This is a genomic window from Sphingopyxis sp. (assembly GCF_036261875.1).
GTDB lineage: Bacteria > Pseudomonadota > Alphaproteobacteria > Sphingomonadales > Sphingomonadaceae > Sphingopyxis.
Genome location: NZ_DATAJZ010000009.1, coordinates 78,845 through 98,954, shown reverse-complemented (window position 1 = coordinate 98,954; position 20,110 = coordinate 78,845). Strand labels below are relative to the sequence as shown.

Sequence of the window (20,110 nt, the reverse complement as noted above, 5' to 3'; positions counted from 1 at the left end):
AAATCCCCAGCCGCCCGGCATAAACCGAGACCGGATATTCTGAATGACGAAGACAAGGCCGCTGCTCCTGATCGGAGCCCTGTGCGTCGCGACGCTTTCGCTCGGCGCCTGTTCGGACAAGGATGCGAAGGGCGGCAATCGCACCGCCGAGGTCGGCTATGTCGTCGTCAGGCAGGAGCCGGTGCCGGTGACTACCTCGCTCGGCGGCCGCACCGTCGCTTTCGAGACGAGCGAGGTGCGGCCGCAGGTGAACGGCGTCATCCGCCGCCGCCTGTTCACCGAGGGCGGCTTCGTCCGCGCCGGCCAACCGCTCTATCAGATCGATGCGAGCCTCTATCAGGCGGCGGTCGATCAGGCCGAAGCGAATCTTGCGAGCGCGCGCGCGAGCGCGCAGGCGGCCGAAGAGAAAGCGAAGCGTTTCGCCCCGCTCGCGAAAATTCAGGCGGTCGCCGAACAGGATTACACCGATGCGCTGGCGCAGGCGCGCAGCGCGCGCGCCGCGGTGGCGCAAAATGCCGCCGCGCTCGAAACCGCGCGGATCAACCTGCGCTACACCAGCCTGTCGGCGCCGATCAGCGGCCGCATCGGCCGCAGCCTGGTCACGCCGGGCGGGCTGGTCAGCGCGAGCCAGGCGACCCCGCTCGCGGTGATCCAGCAGACCGACCCCATCTATGTCGACATGCAGCAGTCGAGCGCCGACCTCACCCGGCTGCGCCAGGCGCTCGCGAGCGGCGGGGTGACGCCGGGCGGCACGTCGGTGCGGCTGAAGCTGGAGGACGGCAGCGACTACCCTCTTCCCGGCACGGTGCAGTTTTCGGAAGTGACGGTCAGCGAGGAGACCGGCACGGTGACGCTGCGCGCGCGCTTCCCGAACCCGCAGGGGCTGCTGCTTCCCGGCATGTTCGTGACCGCGCTGTTCGACCAGGCGATCAATCCGACCGCGATGCTCGTGCCGCAGACCGCGGTGCAGCGCGATTTCGACGGGTCGGCCTTCGTCTATCTGGTCGGCAAGGACAATAAGGCGGCGCGGCGCAAGATCGTCGCCGACCGCACGGTGGGGACGAACTGGGTCGTCACCGGCGGGCTGAAGCCCGGCGACAAGGTCATCAGCCAGGGGATCGGCAACCTGAGACAGGGTGCGCCGATCAAGCCGGTTCCGGCCAGCAGTCCGCAGCGGATAGGGGCGCCCGCGGACAAGGGTGCGGCGACGAAAGGACGATAGCCCCTCATGTCGCGCATCTTCATCGATCGGCCGATCTTCGCCTGGGTGCTGGCGATCGTCGTCATGCTGGGCGGGCTGGGCGCGCTCTTCTCGCTGCCGCTCGAGCAATATCCCGACATCGCCCCTACGCAGGTCAATATCCGCGCCAACTATCCGGGCGCGTCGGCCGAGACGATCGAGAACAGCGTCACGCAGGTCCTCGAACAGCAGCTTACCGGAATCGACGGGCTTCTCTATTTCAGCTCGCAATCGAGCTCGCGCGGGCAGGCCAGCATTTCGGCGATCTTCGCCAAGGGGACCGATCCCGACATCGCGCAGGTGCAGGTGCAGAACAAGATCGCCTCGGCGATCTCGCGCCTGCCGCAGCAGGTGCAGCAGCAGGGGGTGCGCGTCACCAAGTCGAACGCCGATTCGCTGTTGCTCGTCGGCGTCTATGACGAAACCGACACGCGGTCGAACCAGGACGTATCCGACTATATGGCGTCGAACATCCAGGACCCGCTATCGCGCGTCGAGGGGGTCGGCGACGTCAACGTCTATGGCGCGCCGCACGCGATGCGCATCTGGCTCAATCCGCAGCGGCTCGCCGCCGTCTCGCTGATGCCCGGCGACGTCGTTTCGGCGATCAGCGCGCAGAACAGCGAGATCGCGGCGGGCGACGTCGGCGGCCTGCCGGCGCCACAGGGCCAGATGCTCAACGCGACCGTCACCGCCCAGTCGCGCCTCCAGACCCCCGAACAGTTCGAGAATATCGTCCTGAAGACGCTTCCCGACGGGTCGGCGGTGCGGCTCAGGGATGTCGCGCGGGTCGAAATCGGGGCCGAAAGCTATACGACCGTCAGCCGCGTCAACGGCCATCCGGGCGCAGGCATGTCGATCTCGCTGTCGCCGGGGGCCGACGCGCTCGAAACCGCCGATCGCGTCAAGGCGCGGATGGAGGAGCTTTCCGCCGATTTCCCCGACGGCCTTGCCTATAGCTATGCCAACGACGCGACCGCCTTCATCAAATTGTCGGTCAGCGAGGTGCGGAAATCGCTGCTCGAGGCGATCCTGCTCGTCGTCCTGGTGATGTTCGTCTTCCTGCAAAGCTGGCGCGCGGTGCTGGTCCCCGCGATCGCGGTGCCGGTCGTCCTGCTCGGAACCTTCGGCATCTTCTATATCGCGGGCTTCACGATCAACACGCTGACCCTGTTCGGGCTGACGCTGGCGATCGGCCTGCTCGTCGATGATGCGATCGTCGTCGTCGAGAATGTCGAGCGGTTGATGGAAGAAAATCCGGGCATGTCGGCGCGCGAGGCAACGATCGAGTCGATGAAGGAATTGCAGGTCGCGCTGATCGCGATCGCGCTCGTGCTGTCGGCGGTGTTCCTGCCGATGGCCTTTTTCGGCGGATCGACCGGAGTCATCTATCGCCAATTCTCGGTCACCATCGTCTCGGCGATGGGGCTGTCGGTGCTCGTCGCGCTGATCCTCAGCCCCGCCCTGACCTCGACCTTGCTGAAACCGCGCGCGGCGCACGGCGCCGAAAGCGATCGTCCGCATCGCTTCCCGCGTTTCCACGCCGTGCTGAAGCGCGCGCAGGACGGTTTCAACACGCGCTTCGACCATTCGGTGAAGCGCTATGTCGGCAGCGTGACCAAGGTCGTCGATCGCAAGTGGCGCTTCCTCGGCATCTACCTCCTCATCGTCGCGCTGCTGGCTGTGATGTTCGTGCGGCTTCCCAGCGGCTTCCTGCCGAACGAGGATCAGGGGCGCGTTTCGGTCCAGTTCCGCCTGCCCGCGGGCGCGACGCAGGAACGCACGCTCGCGGTGCGCGACCAGGTCGAAAAATATCTGCTGACGAAGGAAAAGGCCAATGTCGGCGCGACCTTCCTGATCGCCGGCGGCGGCGGCGGCGGGGCGTCGGGCCAGAACACCGGGCAGGGCTTCGTCAATCTCGTCGACTGGGATCTGCGGCCGGGCAAGGAGAATAGCGCCGACGCGATCGCCGACCGCGCGCGCAAGGCCCTGTCGGGCCTTCGCGATGCGCAGGTCTTCGCGCTCGTCCCCGGCGCGGTGCGCGGCCTCGGCGACACGTCGGGCTTCACGATGGAATTCCAGAACCGCAGCGGGATGAGCCGCGCAGAATTCGCCGCGGCGCGCGACCGGCTGCTCGACATGGCGAACGCCAATCCCAAGCTAACCTCGGTCCGGCTGTCCGATCTTCCCGACGTCGCGACGCTGAAGGTCGATATCGATACCCAGCGGCTCACCGCCTATGGCCTCAACAACAGCGACGTGAACAGCACGCTCGCGACCGCCTGGGGCGGGCGCTACGTCAACGACTTCATCGACAAGGGCCGCGTCAAGCGCGTCTATGTCCAGGGCGATGCGCCCTATCGCGCCAAGCCCGAAGATCTCGGCCAATGGTATGTCCGCTCGTCGGACGGGCAGATGTCGCCCTTTTCGGCCTTTGCCGCCATCGGCTGGTCGACCACGCCCGCCAGCACCTCGCGCTTCCAGGGCGTCCCCGCCTTCGAAATCTCGGGGCAGCCTGCCGCGGGTACCAGCTCGGGCGAAGCGATGGACGAGATGGAGCGAATGGCCGCGCAAATCCCCGGCACCAGCGTCGCCTGGGCGGGCGCTTCCTATCAGGAGCGGCAGGCGTCGGGGCAGGCGCCCTTGCTCTATGGCCTGTCGCTGCTCGTCGTCTTCCTCTGCCTCGCCGCGCTCTACGAAAGCTGGTCGATCCCGCTCGCGGTCATTCTGATCATCCCGCTCGGCCTTGTCGGGTCGGTGTTCGCGGTGACGCTGCGCGGGCTCGAAAACGACGTCTACCTCCAGATCGGTCTGCTGACGACGATGGGGCTCGCGGCGAAGAATGCGATCCTGATGATCGAGTTCGCCGAGCAGGAAGAGCGAAAGGGCAAGCGCGTGATCGAGGCGGCGATCGAGGCGGCGCGCATCCGCCTGCGCCCGATCCTGATGACCAGCTTCGCCTTCATCTTCGGCGTGATGCCGCTGGCGATCGCGACCGGCGCGGGGGCGAACAGCCGCGTCGCGATCGGCACCGCGGTGATCGGCGGGATGCTGACCGCAGCGCTGCTCGCGATCTTCTTCATCCCGCTCTTCTTCGTGCTCGTCCGTCGCGGCGTGCGCGACGGCCTCGCGGCGGTGCGCCAGCGCTTCGCCAAGAAAGACGGCAGCGCGGAGGCGACGACATGAAACGCGGACTCCTGATCGCGGCTCCGATCCTGCTGGCGGGCTGCTCGCTCGCGCCGAAGACGGTAATTCCCCCGCCGCCGGTGCCGCAAAGCTGGCCGGTGGGCGACGCCTATCTTCTCCAGAGCGAGGCGGCGCTGCCGATCCTGTCGTACAAGACGATCTTCACCGATCCGCGCCTGCAAACCCTCGTCGATCAGGCGCTGGCGAACAACCGCGATCTGCGTACCGCCTACGCCAATGTCGCCGCGGCGCGCGCGCAGGCGCGGGTCAGCCGGGCGGGGCAGTTCCCCGCGCTCGGCATCAGTGCGGGTGCCGGCTATTCCGATTCGGGCGGCAATGGAAACGGCAATGGCGATTTCTCGCTACGCGGCGGCATTACCGCGTTCGAGCTCGATCTGTTCGGCCGCCTCGCCAATGCTGCCGAGTCCGACCGCAACAGCGCGCTGGCGACCGAAGCTGCATCGCGCACCGTCCGGCTCGGCCTGATCGCCGACCTTGCCGACATCTGGGCTACCTATGGCGCCGACCGCGATCTGCTCAAGATCGCCGAGGACACCGCCGCCAACGCGCGCGAAAGTGTGCGACTGACCAAGGCGCGGCTCGACGGCGGGGTCGCGCCGCGCACCGACCTGCGCCAGGCCGAACAGATTCTCGCGACCGCCGAGGATTCGATCGCGCAGCAGCAGACCGCGCTCGCGCAGGACGAAAATCTGATCCGCCTGCTCGTCGGCGCCGAGTTCGACTCCGCGCTGCTCCCCGTGGGGCTTTCCGACGTGACGCCCGGCGTCGTCCAGCTTCCCGCCGGGGTCAGTTCGCAGATATTGCTGCGCCGCCCCGACGTGATCGAGGCCGAATATCGCCTGCGCGCCGCCAACGCCGACATCGGCGTCGCGCGCGCGCGGCTGTTTCCGACCATCTCGCTGACCGGCCTGCTCGGCTTCGCGAGCGATGCGCTGTCGAGCCTGTTCGACAAGGGATCGTGGGGCTGGTCGGCGGGGGGAGACGCGAGCGCGACGATCTTCGACTTCGGCGGCCGCCGCGCCGGGGTCGACGTCACCAAGGCGCAGCGCGACGCCGCGCTGTCGAGCTATGAGGGCGCGATCCAGACTGCCTTCCGCGACGTCGCCGACGCGCTCGCGGTGCAAGGCACGATATCGGAGCGCGTCCGCGCCGCCGCGGCGAACACGGAGGCGGCGGCCGACACCGCGATGCTCACCGACGCGCGCTACAAGGGCGGCGTCGACAGCTTCCTCGCCAGCCTCGACGCGCAGCGCAGCCTCTATGCGGCACGGCGCAGCGAGATCGGCACGGGCCTGCTGCTCGTGCAAACGCGAATCGCCTTGTTCCGCGCACTGGGCGGGGATAGCGGCGCCGGGAGTGACGCGGCGGCGCGCTGATTGATCTCGCGTAAAGGCGTGAAGGCGCGAAGAAGAAAATCTCACACAAAGACACAAAGAGGGCAATTGCACCCGCATAATTTGCATCCGGACGTACCGTGGCTAATTCGGGATTGGCCGGACGAAGTCCGGCCCATTTTCCTCAAATGACGATTAAAGCGACGCTGCGGCGGCAACTGCCCTCTTTGTGTCTTTGTGTGAGACTCTTTGAAAACCGCCCTCGCGGCCAAAAGTCTTCGCGCCTTTGCGCCTTTGCGTGAGATCAATCGACGCGGCGCCCGCCGTCTTGACAAGCGCCAGCGACAAAGCGCTATAAGAACAAATCAGGAACATATATGCGCGAGTCGTCTCCTCAACTCGCCGCGCTGCGCCGTCGCGTCGCGCGGCTCGCCGCCAATGGCGGCGCGGCAAGCCGTCCGGCGGGCGGCGGGCTCACGAGCGGCTGCGCCGCGTTCGACGAGGCGCTCGGCGGCGGGCTCGCAGCGGGGCGCGTGCATGAGTTCTTCGCCGCCGACGCGCTCGACGCGACGAGCGCCGCCGCCTTCGCCGCGCTGCTCGCGCTCCGCACGCCGGGCAAGGCGCCGCTGATCTGGCTGCGCACCGCCGACGCCGCACGGCGTGCCGGTTCGATCTATGCCCCCGGCATCGCAGAACTCGGCGGCGATCCGGGCCGTCTGCTGCTCATCGAAACCCCCGATCCCAAGCTGCTGCTCGCCTGCGCGAACGATGCGATCCGCTGCGCGGGGTCGGCGGCGGTGATCGTCGAAAGCTGGGGCAAATTTCCTCTACTCGACCTCACCGCGGGCCGCCGCCTCGCCCTCGGCGCGCGCGATAGCGGAACGACGCTGCTGATGCTCCGCCTCAATGCCGCCCCCGCGCCGAGCGTCGCCGAAACGCGTTGGAGTGTCGTCGCGGCGGCATCGCGCGCCCTCGAAGCCGATGCCCCCGGCGCGCCCGCCTTCGACCTTGAACTGCTGCGCTGGCGCGCCGGCCCCGCGGGCGCACGCTGGCGACTGGACTGGAACCATGACGACCATTGCTTCGGCGAAGCGCCGCTATCTGGCACTGTTCTTCCCGTGGCTGCCCGCCGAGCGGTTCTGCCGCACGGCGCCGCGGCCGCCTGACGCCCCGCTCGCCTTCTCCGCGAAGCGGCGGGGCGCGCTGTGCCTCGTGCGCGTCGATCCGGCGGCGCGTGCGGCGGGGCTCACGCCCGGCATGCCGCTCGCCGACGCGCGCGCGCGGGTGCCCGAACTGATCGTCGTTCCGCACGACCCCGCCGCCGATCACGCCTGGCTCGACCGGATCGCGCAGGGTTGCGCGCGCTACACGCCGCTGGTGGCGCTCGATGCCCCCGACGGGCTGGTCCTCGACATCGCGGGCGCCGAGCATCTCTTCGGCGGCGAGGACGGGCTCGCCGCCGATGCCGAACAGCGCCTCGCGCGCCTCGGCCTGACCGTGCGGGCCGCGTTCGGCCCGACCGCCGACGCCGCGCGCGCGCTCGCGCGCCACCAGACACGCCCCGCTCCCGACGAGGCACAGGCGATCCGCCGTCTGCCCGTCGCCGCGCTCGACCTCGAGCCCGAGGCGACGACCGCGCTCGTCCGCGCCGGGCTCAAGACGGTCGGCGATCTCGCAAGCCGCCCGATGGCGAATATCGCCGCACGCTTCGGCGCCGGCGCCGCGAGCGCGCTCCGCCGCATTCTCGGCGACGCGCCGAGCCCGCTCGACCCGCGTATCGCGCCGCCGCCCGTCGCCGTCGAACGCCGCTTCGCCGAGCCGCTGGGCAGCACCGCCCACGCGGCCAGGGTGCTGGCCGAACTCGTCGGGGAAGCGATCGAACGACTGGCCGAACGCGGAAAGGGCGGGCGCCATTTCCGCGCGACCTTCTTTCGCAGCGACGGCCTCGCGCGCGGCATCGAGGTCGAGACGGGACATCCGACACGCGACGCCGGGCTCGTCATGCGCCTGTTCGCCGAACGGATGGACACCCTCGCCGATCCGCTCGATCCCGGCTTCGGTTTCGACATGATCCGCCTCGCGGTGCCGCGCTTCGACCCGCTCGACGCGAGCCAGCTCAAACTCGAAGGCGGCGCGGTGCGGGCTTCGGGAGTGGTGATCGACGAGTTCGTCGACCGGATGACGACGCGGCTCGGCCGCGGCCGCGTCCGGCGGCTGCGCGGCGCCGACACGCATATTCCCGAGCAGGCGCAACTCGCGCTCCCCGCGATCGACGCGCCACCGCCCATGGCCTGGCCCGCGCCCGAAGCCGGCGAACCGCCGACGCGTCCCTTCCACCTCTTCGACCCGCCGCAGCCGATCGAGGTGATCGCCGAGGTTCCCGACGGTCCGCCGCACCAGTTCCGCTGGCGGCGCGCCACCCATGCGGTGCGCCGCTACGAAGGCCCCGAGCGCATCGCCGCCGAATGGTGGCGGCGCCGCGACAATGGCGGGCTGACGCGCGACTATTACCGCGTCGAGGATGTGCAGGGCCGCCGTTACTGGCTGTTCCGCCACGGCCTTTACGACGAGAAGGCCGATCCGCGCTGGTATATCCACGGACTGTTCGCATGAGCGAGGCACCGCCCGAACCCGGCTTCGCCGAACTGGTCGCCGCGACCAACTACAGCTTCCTGCGCGGCGCCTCGCACCCCGCCGATATGGTCGCGGAGGCGCTTCGCCTCGGCCTGAGCGGCATCGGCATCGCCGACCGCAACAGCGTTGCCGGGGTGGTGCGGGCACTGACCGGACTGCGCAAGCTGTACGAGGATGCCGCAGAAGACAGAATCGAGTTACCTTCCATAAAGCTCGTCGTCGGCGCCCGGCTGGTTTTCGATGATGGCACACCTGATATCATCGCCTATCCGACCACGCGCCATGGCTGGGGCCGGCTGACCCGGATGCTGACCATCGGCAATCGCCGCACCCAAAAGGGCGACTGCGTGATGAAATTCAAGAATCTGCTGACCCATTGCGAGGACATGCTGCTGATCGCCATGGCATCGGAAAAGGACGAGGTCCTGTTGCGCCGCCTCACGCGATGCGTGCCGGGTTCGTTATGGCTCGGCGCGACGATGTCCCGCGGGGGCAGCGACCGCCGCCGTCTCGCTAGGCTGAGCGCCTTGGCCGACCGGGTCGGTATTCCGCTGCTCGCGACGAACGACGTGCTCTACGCCACACGCGAACAGCGACCGCTGCACGATGTCATCACCTGCATCCGCGAAGGCACCAATCTCAACGATGCCGGCCATCTGCTTCATGCCAATGGCGAGCGCCATCTGAAGGCAGCGAAGGAAATGCGACGCCTGTTTCGCGATTGCCCCGAAGCGGTTGATGAAAGCCTCCACATTCTGGGTCGCATTGCCTTTTCACTCCGAGACCTTGCCTATGAATATCCGCACGAGCCGGTTCCCGAAGGCTGGGAGCCTCAAAGCTGGCTCGAACATATGGTCTTGGAGGCCGCGACGAAACTGCATCCCGATGGCTTGCCGAAACGCTGGCAGGAAGTTCTCGGCGAGGAACTTTCCCTCATCCGCAAATGCAATTTCGCCTGCTACTTCCTGACCGTCCACGACATCGTCAATTTCGCCCGCACGCGGGACCCGCCCATCCTCTGCCAAGGGCGCGGTTCGGCGGCGAATTCGCTTGTCTGCTATCTGCTCGAGATCACCTCGATCGACCCGATCGCCAACAATCTTCTCTTCACGCGCTTCCTGTCCGAAGAACGGCGCGAGCCGCCCGACATCGACGTCGATTTCGAGCACGAGCGGCGCGAAGAGGTGATGCAATATGTCTATCGCCGCTACACGCGGCGGCGCGCGGGCATCGCCGCAACGGTGATCCATTACCGGCCGCGCAGCGCGGTGCGCGAGGCTGGAAAGGCGCTGGGTCTCAGCGAAGACGTCACGCAGCGGCTCGCAGATACGACCTGGGGCAGCTGGGGCGGCGAGATGCCGATAGAGCGGTTCGTCGAAGCGGGCCTCGACCCCGAACAGGAGGATATCGCACGGCTGCAATGGGTGGTCGCGCAGTTGCTGACCTTTCCGCGCCACCTGTCGCAGCATGTCGGCGGCTATGTGCTGACCGAGGACCGGCTCGACGAAACAGTGCCGATCCATAATGCTGCAATGGAGGATCGTACCTTCATCGAATGGGATAAGGACGACATCGACGAACTGGCCTTGATGAAGGTCGACGTGCTCGCGCTCGGGATGCTGACCTGTATCCGCAAATGCTTCGACCTGATGCGGCTGCATGATCTGGGCGATCACGACCTCAAGTCGCTCCCGGAAGCGGATCCGGTCGTCTACGACATGCTCTGCAAGGGCGACAGCATTGGCGTCTTTCAGGTCGAAAGTCGCGCGCAGATCAACATGCTACCCCGGTTGAAACCGAAAAAGTTCTACGATCTGGTCATCCAAGTAGCGATCGTCCGACCGGGACCGATCGAGGGAAACATGGTTCACCCCTATCTTCGCCGTCGAAACAAGGAAGAAAAGCCTGAACTGCCGTTACGTGCTGGTTCCGAGGCGAACGAACTCGAAGACGTGCTGGGGAAAACCGAAGGCGTCCCGCTGTTCCAGGAACAGGCGATGAAACTCGCCATCGTCGCCGCTGAATTTACCCCGGACGAGGCCAACGGCCTGCGGCGCGCGATGGCAACCTTCCGAAACGCCGGAACGATTCATCAGTATAAGGAGAAGATGATCGGCGGCATGGTGCGCCGCGGCTATGAGGCCGATTTCGCAGCGCGATGCTTCAAGCAGATCGAGGGCTTCGGCAGCTATGGCTTTCCCGAAAGCCACGCTCAGTCGTTCGCCAAGCTCGTCTATGTATCGTCGTGGCTGAAATGCCATCACCCCGCGGTCTTCGCCTGCGGCATCCTCAATTCGCAGCCGATGGGCTTCTATGCCCCCGCGCAGCTCGTGCACGACGCGCGCGAGCATGGCGTCGAGGTGCGCGCGGTCGACGTCAACGCCAGCCATTGGGACAACAGCCTCGAACGCACCGACGACGGCAGTCTCGCGCTGCGGCTCGGCTTTCGGCAGGTCGACGGGTTCCGCGAGTTATGGGCGGACGCGATCGTCGGCGCGCGCGCGAATGCGCCCTTCGCCAGTGTCGAGGGACTCGCGCGCCGCGCGAGCCTGCCGAGCCGCGCGCTGCGGCTGCTCGCCGATGCCGATGCGTGCCGATCGATGGGGCGCGAGCGGCGACCGGCGCTGTGGGATGCGCGGCGGGTGCGGCAGGGGGTGCTGCCGCTGTTCGGGGCGGCCGAAGCCGACGAGCTGGGACAGGAGGAGGATGCACGGCTGCCGCCGACCTCGATGGCCGAGCATGTGCTCACCGATTATCAGACGACGCGGCTGTCGCTGAAAGGCCATCCGATGGCGTTCCTGCGCTCGCGCTTCGCCAGCGAAGGCGTGCTGAGCGCGCGCGAGGTCGCGGCGGCGAAGAACGGGTCGATCGTCCGCACCGCGGGCGTCGTCCTGATCCGCCAGCGGCCGGGCAAGGGCAATGCGGTGTTCATCACGCTCGAGGACGAGAGCGGGATCGTCAACATCCTGCTCTGGGCACGCTTTTTCGAGCGTCAGCGCCGCGCCGTCATGGCGTCGCGGCTGATGCTCGCCGAGGGCGAGGTGCAGCGCAGCAAGGAAGGGGTGATCCACCTGATGGCGACGCGCATCACCGACTGCACCGACCGGCTCGATGGATTGGGCGACGAGGCCATGCCGGGCGGACCGACGCCGCGTCCCGGCCATCCGCGCGACGTCCGCATCCTGCCAAAGTCGCGGGATTTCCATTGAGATGCGGGGCAATGGCGGGTGCCGACCGAAGGCGGACCTACCTTACATCGTCATCCCGGACTTGATCCGGGATCCATTCATCCGGCGCTGAGAGAATGGATCCCGGATCAAGTCCGGGATGACGAGAGTTTGGAAGTCGCGCTCAGCATCTCTTATCTTTGTCATTCCCGCGAAAGCGGGAACCCGGAGTGGAGTCGGCCGACGCATGCTCTGGGTTCCCGCTTTCGCGGGAATGACAAAAGTGGGGAAAGGACCGCTCCCCACCCGCAAACAGACATCTGCTCGTGGATTCACAAGCGGCGCGACTACCATAAAAGACGCCCCGGCTGTGGGGAGCCGGGGCGTCGGATCAGGCCAATAAAGGGACCAACCAAAGTTGGCCTGAATTTCTGTTTGCGAAGCTTCCGCTTTAGCCGCGGAGCAGGTTCATCACGCCCTGCGCGCTCTGGTTCGCCTGAGCGAGCATCGCGGTCGAGGCCTGCGCCAGGATGCCGGCGGCGGCAAGTTTCGTCGATTCGGCCGAGAAATCGGCGTCTTCGATGCGCGACTTCGATTCGTCGAGGTTGGTGACGCGCGACGTCAAATTGTCGACAGCCGACGACAGACGATTCTGCTGCGCGCCGAGGTTGGCACGTTCGGTGGCGACCGTGTTGATCGCATCGTCGAGGATCGCCAGCGCATCCTCCGCGCCGGTCGCATCCGAAAGGTCGATGTCCGAAACCGCCGAACCGCTGACAAGAGCGCCGCTAGTATCGACTTTACCGATCGATGCAGCCGAGAGATCGGCAATCTTGATGTTCACGACGTCAGCCGCGTTGATGCCGGTCCGGATGTCGAAACCATCGGTCGTCGATGTGCCGCCCTTGATCAGCGTGTTGCCGTTGAAGGTGGTCTGGCCGACGATATCGCCGATCTGCGACTGCAGCGCCGCGGCTTCCTTCTGCACCAGCGCGCGGTCGTCGTCGCTGAGCGTGCCGGTCGAGGCCTGCATCGCCAGTTCACGCATACGGATCAGGATGTCCGAGATGCTGCCCGCGGCGCTGTCGGCGGTCTGCGCCAGCGAAATGCCGTCGTTGGCGTTGCGGATCGCCTGCGTGAAACCGCGCGACGCGGCGTTCATGCGGGTCGCGACGGCGAGGCCGGCGGCGTCGTCCTTGGCGCTGTTGATGCGCTTGCCGCTCGACAGGCGTTCCATCGCCGTCGCCTGCATATTGTTGGCAACACGCGAGCTGTTCTGGGCGCGGAGCGCGCTCACATTGGTGTTGATGACAGTCATGTTGTTCCTTTCCGGCCCGTTGGCCATTCCCGTTTCGTGAGGGCTCGGCGAGCGGTCACGGAGGCAGTAACGGCGACCCGCGCGGCGGATTAAGCGGCTGCGTCAAAAAAATGTCGAAGACGGCGTTAAGTCTGTTCGATAGCCAATCAAACCCCTGAAAAAGCGCTTATTAAATTTCTGGCACGGGCTTTGCATTCTTCTTTGGCGTGCGGCGCGAGGCCGTGCACCAGGACGGATGAAAGCTTTATGAGCACGATTGACTCGAGCCGGCTGCTGCAGATGCGCAGTTCGATTCTCAATCAGAACCAGGCGCTGCAGCGCGCCGCGGGCCGCGGCGGCGTCAGCGGCGTGGGCGGCGGTGTCGGCGGGGTGGACGGCGCGGCGGGCACGCCCGATTTCGGCGCCGCGATCAGCAACGCGCTGCAACAGGTCAACGCCCAGCAGAATCGCGCCAGCGACCTCAGCGAAGCCTATGAGCGCGGCGACACCCACGACATCGTCAGCGTGATGATCGAGCGGCAGAAGGCCTCGCTCGGCTTCGAGACCACGCTGCAGGTCCGCAACAAGCTGCTCTCCGCCTATCGCGACATCATGAACATGCCGGTGTAACCCATGGCCGAAACCCAGATATTGACCCCCGTCGACGAAAGCCCGAACCGTCTGCCCGTCCCCGCGATGGGCGGCCGTTTCGCGCCCGTTCAGCAGTTCGTCCGCCAGCCCGCCATCCAGCGTGCGCTGCCGATGATCGCCACCACCACCGCGATCGGCATCGCGGCGCTCGCTTATTTCATGACCCAGTCGGCCCCGCAGGCGCAGCTTTTCGCCGGGCTCGACGACAACGACAAGGCCGCGGTCGCCGACGCGCTCCAATCGCAGGGGATCGGCCACACGATCGATCCCACGACCGGCGCGCTGACCGTCGACGCCGACAAAGTCTATCAGGCGCGCATCGCGCTCGCGGGTCAGGGCCTGCCCAAGGCAGCGCCGAGCGGCGACAGCCTGATTGCCTCACTCCCCATGGGGTCGAGCCGCGCGATCGAGGGCGAAACGCTGCGCTCGGCGCGCGAGGCCGACCTGTCGCGCACGATCGAGACGATCGATGCGGTGAAGAGCGCGCGCGTCCATATCGCCGCCGCCGAGCCGAGCCTGTTCGTGCGCGAAGACAAGCCCGCGACCGCTTCGGTGATGCTGACGCTCCAGAATGGCCGCTCGCTCTCCGATGGTCAGGTGCAGGCGATCCGCTTCCTCGTCGCTTCGTCGGTTCCCGGCATGAACGCCGATCAGGTGCAGGTGATCGACCAGCGCGGCGCGCTGCTTTCCGATGGCGCGTCGAACGGCGACATGAAGGCCTTCCAGCTCCAGACGCAGGTCGAGGATCGCTTCCGCCGCGCGCTCGACACTTTGCTCGGCCCGATGCTCGGCGCGGGCAATTATACCGTCGAGGTCCATGCCGACGTCGACATGTCCGAAAGCCAGGCGACGCGCGAGAGCTTCCCCAAGGACGATCGCGCGCTGACCAGCGAGCAGGTCACGCGCACCGTCAGCGGCGAGGGCGCTCCCCCCGCCGTCGGCATCCCCGGCGCGCTGTCGAACCAGCCGCCGCAGGCGTCGACCGTCACCGGCACCGCGCCCGTCCCGGCGGCGCCCGGCGCGCCCGCGGCGCAGACCAACAGCAATGAAAACGCCACCCGCGCCTATGAGGTCGGCCGCGAGATTTCGGTGACGCATCAGCCGCAGGGCCAGCTTCGCCGCGTCTCGGTCGCGGTCGCGCTCAATCAGGGCAAGAAGGCGCTGACCCAGACCGACATCGCGAAGATCGACAGCCTGGTGAAGGGCGCGATCGGTTTCGACGCGGCGCGCGGCGACATGGTCGCGATCAACCAGCGCCCCTTCGTCCAGGTCGAGGATGCCGCCCCGGCCTTTTACGACCAGCCGTGGTTCCTGCCGCTGGTCAAGCAGGCCGGCGCCATATTTGCCGCGCTGCTCGCCTTTTTCTTCATCGGCCGGCCGCTGATCCGTGCCGCGAAGCAGCGCGCGACCCAGCGCGCCGAGCGCGAGGCGCAGATCGAGGAGACGTTGCTCGCGGTGACCGAAAACCCCGCCGCGCTCGCCAGCCCGCACGCCAGCAGCGAAATCACGCTCGAGATGATCGAGGCCGCCCCCAGCTATGAGGCGCGCGCCAATCTGGTCCGCGAATTCGTCCGCCAGGATTCGGCCCGCGCCGCCCTGGTCGTCCGCCAGCTGATGCAGGAGGGCGCCCGTGCCTGATGTGATCGATACCGATATCGACGCCGAAATCGAAACCCCGCGCGGCAAGCCCGCGATCGAGGGCGCGTCGGCCGCGGCAATCCTGTTGATGCTGCTCGACGAAAGCGAAGCCGCGACGATCCTCAAGCATCTTGGCCCCGAGGAAGTGCGCCAGCTCGCCAAATCGATGTTCGACACCGCCAATGCGAGCGAAGGCCAGATCGAGCAGGCGCTCGACCAGTTCGTTTCCGAAAGCCGCAACGTCAGCGCGCTCGCGGTTGGCGCCGACGCGCGCATCCGCACCGTGATCCACGACGCGGTCGGCAATGTCCGCGCCGACAATATCCTGGCCGCGGTCGCGCCGCAGTCGAGCGCCGCGTCGCTCGAGATGCTGCGCTGGATGGACGTCGATGCGATCAGCGCGCTGCTCGCGAACGAGCATCCGCAGGTCGGCGCGCTGATCCTGTCGGTGCTCGTCCCCGATGTCGCCGCGCGCGCGGTCGAGACGCTCGACGAGAGGTTGCAGGCCGAACTGGTGCTACGCGCCGCGCAGCTCACCGCCGTTCCGGCGGCTGCGATCGAGGATCTCGAATCGGTGCTCGCCGCCGCGAACGTCGGCGGCCAGCGCGTCGCCAAGCGGCCGATCGGCGGCCCCGGCGACGTCGCCAAGATCATGAAGAAGATGCCGAAGCAGCTTTCGGAACGCACGATCCGCGCACTCAAGAAGCAGGATAAGCTGCTCGCGCAGATCATCGAGGAAGAAATGTTCATCTTCGAAAATCTGCGCGATCTCGACGCCAAGAGCCTCGGCACCGTGCTGCGCTCGGTCGATGCCGCGCAGCTCGCCGTCGCGCTCAAGGGCACCGACGCCGACATGGTCGACCGCTGCCTTGCCACCATGTCGAAGCGCGCGTCGGAAACGATCCGCGACGAAATGGCCGAAATGACGATGGTCAAGCGCACCGACGTCGACGAAGCGCAGAAGGCGATCATGCAGATCGTCCGCCAGATGGCGTCGAGCGGCGAGATCATGATCGCGGGCGCGGGCGACGATTATGTCTGATCGCGCCGCCGAAGCGACCATCGTCTCGCTCGCCGCGCTGATGGCGGAAGGACGCGGCTTTCGCCCGCTGCATTTCGGCGCGCCGCTGGTGGCCGAGACGGTTCCGGTCGAACCGGCGCCCGCCGCCGCGGAGCCCGCCGACGATCCGTTCGCGCTGGGCCTTGCCGAAGGACAGCGCCTCGCCGAAGCCGCTTTCGCGGTCGAACGCGAACAGTTGCTGGCGCTCGTCGCGGGCGCCGAGGCGCTGCAGGACGAACCGAGCGAGGAACTGGCGCAGCTCATCGCCGAAACGGTCGAGCGGCTGGTACGCCAGATCGTCGGCCGCGCGCCGATCGACGCCGAATGGCTGCAGACGCAGGCCGACATCGCCGCGGCGATGGTCGCCGAGGCCGACAAGGCGCGCACCCTGTGGGTCAACCCCGCCGACGCCGCGCTGCTGATGGACGCACCGATCGCGCTGCCGGTCGAGGCCGACCCGACGATGATGCGCGGCACCGTCCGCATCGAAACCTCGGCCGGCTGGATCGAACACGGCCGCGCCGTCTATCTGGGTGAACTGCGCGCCGCGCTCGGCGGCGAGGATATCGCCGCATGACGCGCCGCCTCGCCCTGACCGCGCAGCAATTGCTCGCGCCCGTCGAACTCCGCGACGCGAGCCCGCGCCGCATCGGCACGCTCGTCGCGCACGAGGGCATCATGCTCGAGGTGTCGGGCTTTCCGCAGCCGCTCGGCAGCAACGTCCGCATCAAGTCGGCGAACAATGATTATGTTTATGGCGAGGTCGTCGGCTTTCGCGGTCACCGCAGCCTCGTCCTGCCCTTCGACACCAACATGCCGCTCGTCACCGGCGCGCCGGTCGAGCCGCACGGCGCGAGCAGCATGGTCGCTTGCGGCAAGGCGCTGCTCGGCCGCATCATCGACGCGCAGGGCCATCCGCTCGATGGGCGCCCGCCGGTGAAATCGCAGTTCCAGTGGCCGCTCGCCGGCCGCAAGGTCAACCCGCTGCGCCGCGGCCGGGTGACGAAGCCGCTCAACATGGGGGTGCGCGCGATCAACGGCCTGCTCACCATCGGCGAGGGCCAGCGCGTCGCGATCATCGCGGGCTCGGGCGTCGGCAAGTCGGTGCTGATGGGCCAGATGATCGCGGGCACCGAATGCGATGTGATCGTCGTCGGGCTGATCGGCGAGCGCAGCCGCGAGGTCAGCGATTTCGTCGAGACCAAACTGCCCCCCGCCGTGCGCAAGAAATCGGTCGTCGTCGCGGTTCCCGCCGACCATCCGCCTTTGCTGCGCCTGCGCGCCGCGATGCGCGCGACCGCGATCGCCGAGGCATTTCGCGCCGAGGGCAAGAAGGTGCTGCTGCTGATCGACAGCCTGACCCGCGTCGCGCACGCGCAGCGCGAGATCGGGCTGACGCTGGGCGAGCCGCCGACGATGAAGGGCTATCCGCCCTCGACCTTCGCTCTCATCCCCTCGCTCGTCGAGCGCGCGGGCAACGACAGCCTGACCGGCGGATCGATCACCGCGCTCTACACCGTCCTCGCCGACGGCGGCGACATCGACGATCCGGTCGTCGATTCGGCGCGCGCGATCGTCGATGGGCATATCATCCTGTCGCGCACGCTCGCTGAACAGGGCGTCTATCCCGCGATCGACGTCGCCCGCTCGCTGTCGCGCACCATGGCCGATTCGGTCGATCCCGACCATGCCGCCGCCGCCGCGCGCTTTCGCCAGCTCTGGTCCGCCTATGAAGAGAATCGCGATCTGATGCTGATGGGCGCTTACGTGGCGGGCGGCGATCCGGTGCTCGACACCGCGATCGCGCGCCACGCCGATCAGCTCGCCTTCGTGTCGCAGGCCGCCGGCACGCAAGTCGATTTCATCACCTCCCGCAACGCCCTGATTGAAGGATTTACTGCATGAACGCCCGCACCGCACGCCGCAAACGCATCATCCGCGTGCGCTCCGTCGAACATCAGATGGCCGAGGCCCATCTCGCGCGCGCCACCGGCGAGCTCGCGAGCCTCGTCGAACTGTCGAAGCGCCTCGAGGGGCTGCGCACCGACCTGGCGATGGCGAAGGGCGCGGTCGCGGGCCGCGCGCTGAACACGATCGGCGAGCTCGGCATGCGGCTCGACATGGCGAAGGAAAATCTCGCGGCGCCGCTCGTCAATGCCGGTATCCGCCGCGACGAAGCCGGGATGCTCGCCCAGAGCGCGATGATGAAGGAAGAATCGGCGGTCCGCCTCTATGAGCGCAGCCGCAAGTCGGCCGAGGCCGAGATGGAGCGTCGCAGCGACGCCAACCGTCCGCATCGCCGCCGGACTATGAGCTTGCGCCTGATCGAGGGCGGCGCGGCATGATGACCGCGCTCGCCCTTCCCCAGGCGCAGACCGGCCTCGCGACGATCCTCGCCGCGCTGGGCCCGGCTGCGCCCGCCGACAGCGATGCCGGCGGCTTCGAGCAATTGCTCGCCAGGCTGCCGGGCAGCGTGGCGAGCGGCGCTGACGCGCTGCCGGCCGGTCCGATCGCACTCACGCCTCCCTCCAACACCCCCGTCCCGGCCGCCCCGAGCGCCGTCGTCGACGGGGAAGCGGACATGGTGCTTCCTATGGCAACGACCCTTCCGACCGCGACGGCGACGGCGCCGCTGGCTTCGGCCATCAGCCCGGTTCGCTCGCAGCCCGGCGCCGCACCGGTCCAGATATCGGCCGCCGCCGCGGCGACCGGAGCGATCGTGCCCGAGGCGTCCGCCGAGCAGCCCTCCACGCCTGCCGCGAAACCGGCCGAGGCGACGCCGACGCCCGACGCCGCCGTGGCTGCGAGCCTGCTGATCGCCGTGGCGACCCCGCGCGCGGCCGCGAAGCCGGCGGTCGATGCACCCGGAAAACCCTTCGAAAAGGGCGATGCCAAGGCCGACGATGCCGTTGGTGACGCTCCCGTCGGGACCGACGCTCCCGATGCACGCGCCGCCGAGCCGTCCGTCGTGACGGCCGTGACCGCCGACCCGGCACAGTCGGCTCCGGTAGCTGCCGCCGTGGCGATCGCGGCGAATGCGGCTCCGACACCGACCGGCCGACCCGCGAAGACTCCCGAAGCGAAGGATGCGCCGCGATCGACGGCGGCAACGACGACCCTGCCCGCCCCGGCAGCCAGGACCGCACCGGCGCCCGACGCCCCGGCCCCCGCAGTCGCTCCGGCGCGTCCGGCCGACAAGGCCGTCGCGACCGCCGCCGCCAAGCCCGCTCGCGAAGAGGCCCTTGCCTCCGCCCCAGCGCGCCCGGTCAGGGTGGAAAGCGCCGCCTTGCCGGCGCCGGCCGCGAAACCGGCCGCCGACCCTGCCCCGTTCCGGCCCGTGGCCGACAGCGGCGCGTCGATGGCGGTGCTCTTCGGCCAGCCCGCCGCACCCGGCATCGTGGCCCCCGCTTTGACCCAGGCCGCCGCGCCGGTCACCGAACGCCTGCTCGACATGGGCAGCAACGACCAGTGGATCGCCCAGCTTGCGGCCGACATCGCCGCGACCAAATCCGAGACTGGCGACCTCAGCTTTCGTCTGATGCCGCGCCACCTCGGCCGGCTCGACGTCGCGATGAAGATGGACGACAGCGGCGGCGTGTCGCTGAAGCTCGACACCCAGCATGAAGCGACCGCGACGATCGTCACCGCCGCGCAGCCGCGTCTCGTCGAGGATCTGCGCCAGCAGGGCGTGCGCGTCGCCGAGGCGCAGGTCACGCATACGCCCGCCGAGACCGGGCGCCAGCAACAGCAGCAGGGCCAGAGCGGCCGAAATGCTGCTCCGAACGCCAGCCATCTGATCGAAACCGCCCCCGAGCGCCCCGGCGCCGACCGCAATGAACGCGCCGCGGATCGCCGCGGCCGCTTTGCCTGACCCCGAAAGGC

At 68.0% G+C, this 20,110-nt stretch carries 14 protein-coding genes; 13 read left to right on the top strand and 1 reads right to left on the bottom strand.

Annotated features, from left to right (window positions below; all coding sequences use genetic code 11):
* The first annotated feature begins 43 nt into the window (after nucleotides 1-43).
* The 6 genes from VHO04_RS04935 (at nucleotide 44) to VHO04_RS04910 (ending at nucleotide 11,624) form a co-directional block, all read left to right on the top strand.
* Nucleotides 44-1,222, top strand: a complete 1,179-nt coding sequence (locus VHO04_RS04935) for an efflux RND transporter periplasmic adaptor subunit (RefSeq protein WP_329627260.1) — start codon at nucleotides 44-46, stop codon at nucleotides 1,220-1,222.
* A 6-nt stretch (nucleotides 1,223-1,228) separates the two neighbouring features.
* Nucleotides 1,229-4,426, top strand: coding sequence for an efflux RND transporter permease subunit (locus tag VHO04_RS04930; protein WP_329627259.1), 3,198 nt, complete (start codon nucleotides 1,229-1,231; stop codon nucleotides 4,424-4,426).
* Nucleotides 4,423-5,823: an efflux transporter outer membrane subunit gene (locus VHO04_RS04925; RefSeq protein ID WP_329627258.1), complete on the top strand. Its 1,401-nt coding sequence runs from the start codon at nucleotides 4,423-4,425 to the stop codon at nucleotides 5,821-5,823. Before VHO04_RS04930 ends, VHO04_RS04925 begins: the two co-directional genes overlap by 4 nt.
* A gap of 335 nt (nucleotides 5,824-6,158) precedes the next feature.
* Complete coding sequence (locus VHO04_RS04920) at nucleotides 6,159-6,947, top strand: hypothetical protein (protein WP_329627257.1); 789 nt, start codon at nucleotides 6,159-6,161, stop codon at nucleotides 6,945-6,947.
* A complete protein-coding gene (locus VHO04_RS04915; protein ID WP_329627256.1) occupies nucleotides 6,850-8,394 on the top strand; it encodes a DNA polymerase Y family protein in 1,545 nt (514 codons plus the stop codon). The genes VHO04_RS04920 and VHO04_RS04915 overlap by 98 nt, the downstream gene beginning before the upstream one ends.
* Nucleotides 8,391-11,624 (top strand): error-prone DNA polymerase, encoded by a 3,234-nt coding sequence (locus VHO04_RS04910; RefSeq protein ID WP_329627255.1) that lies wholly within the window; start codon nucleotides 8,391-8,393, stop codon nucleotides 11,622-11,624. The genes VHO04_RS04915 and VHO04_RS04910 overlap by 4 nt, the downstream gene beginning before the upstream one ends.
* A gap of 409 nt (nucleotides 11,625-12,033) precedes the next feature.
* Here VHO04_RS04910 and VHO04_RS04905 read toward each other — a convergent pair whose 3' ends face one another.
* Nucleotides 12,034-12,900, bottom strand: a complete 867-nt coding sequence (locus tag VHO04_RS04905; protein WP_329627254.1) for a flagellin — start codon at nucleotides 12,898-12,900, stop codon at nucleotides 12,034-12,036.
* A gap of 246 nt (nucleotides 12,901-13,146) precedes the next feature.
* On the opposite strand from VHO04_RS04905, the gene fliE reads away from it, so the two are divergent.
* Genes fliE through VHO04_RS04870 form a run of 7 tightly spaced genes read left to right on the top strand, consistent with a single transcriptional unit; the run spans nucleotide 13,147 to nucleotide 20,099 of the window.
* Nucleotides 13,147-13,509, top strand: coding sequence for a flagellar hook-basal body complex protein FliE (gene fliE, locus VHO04_RS04900; RefSeq protein ID WP_329627253.1), 363 nt, complete (start codon nucleotides 13,147-13,149; stop codon nucleotides 13,507-13,509).
* A 3-nt stretch (nucleotides 13,510-13,512) separates the two neighbouring features.
* Nucleotides 13,513-15,168, top strand: coding sequence for a flagellar basal-body MS-ring/collar protein FliF (gene fliF / locus VHO04_RS04895; RefSeq protein ID WP_329627252.1), 1,656 nt, complete (start codon nucleotides 13,513-13,515; stop codon nucleotides 15,166-15,168).
* Nucleotides 15,161-16,210 carry a flagellar motor switch protein FliG gene (gene fliG, locus VHO04_RS04890; RefSeq protein WP_329627251.1) on the top strand — a complete coding sequence of 350 codons (1,050 nt, stop codon included), beginning with the start codon at nucleotides 15,161-15,163 and terminating at the stop codon, nucleotides 16,208-16,210. Before fliF ends, fliG begins: the two co-directional genes overlap by 8 nt.
* A complete protein-coding gene (locus tag VHO04_RS04885) occupies nucleotides 16,203-16,805 on the top strand; it encodes a FliH/SctL family protein (RefSeq protein ID WP_329627250.1) in 603 nt (200 codons plus the stop codon). Before fliG ends, VHO04_RS04885 begins: the two co-directional genes overlap by 8 nt.
* Nucleotides 16,802-18,133: a FliI/YscN family ATPase gene (locus VHO04_RS04880; RefSeq protein WP_329627249.1), complete on the top strand. Its 1,332-nt coding sequence runs from the start codon at nucleotides 16,802-16,804 to the stop codon at nucleotides 18,131-18,133. The genes VHO04_RS04885 and VHO04_RS04880 overlap by 4 nt, the downstream gene beginning before the upstream one ends.
* Nucleotides 18,130-18,573: a hypothetical protein gene (locus VHO04_RS04875; protein ID WP_329627248.1), complete on the top strand. Its 444-nt coding sequence runs from the start codon at nucleotides 18,130-18,132 to the stop codon at nucleotides 18,571-18,573. The genes VHO04_RS04880 and VHO04_RS04875 overlap by 4 nt, the downstream gene beginning before the upstream one ends.
* The gene (locus tag VHO04_RS04870; RefSeq protein WP_329627247.1) at nucleotides 18,570-20,099 is read left to right on the top strand and encodes a flagellar hook-length control protein FliK; all 1,530 of its coding nucleotides are present in this window, start codon (nucleotides 18,570-18,572) and stop codon (nucleotides 20,097-20,099) included. Before VHO04_RS04875 ends, VHO04_RS04870 begins: the two co-directional genes overlap by 4 nt.
* Nucleotides 20,100-20,110 lie beyond the last annotated feature (11 nt).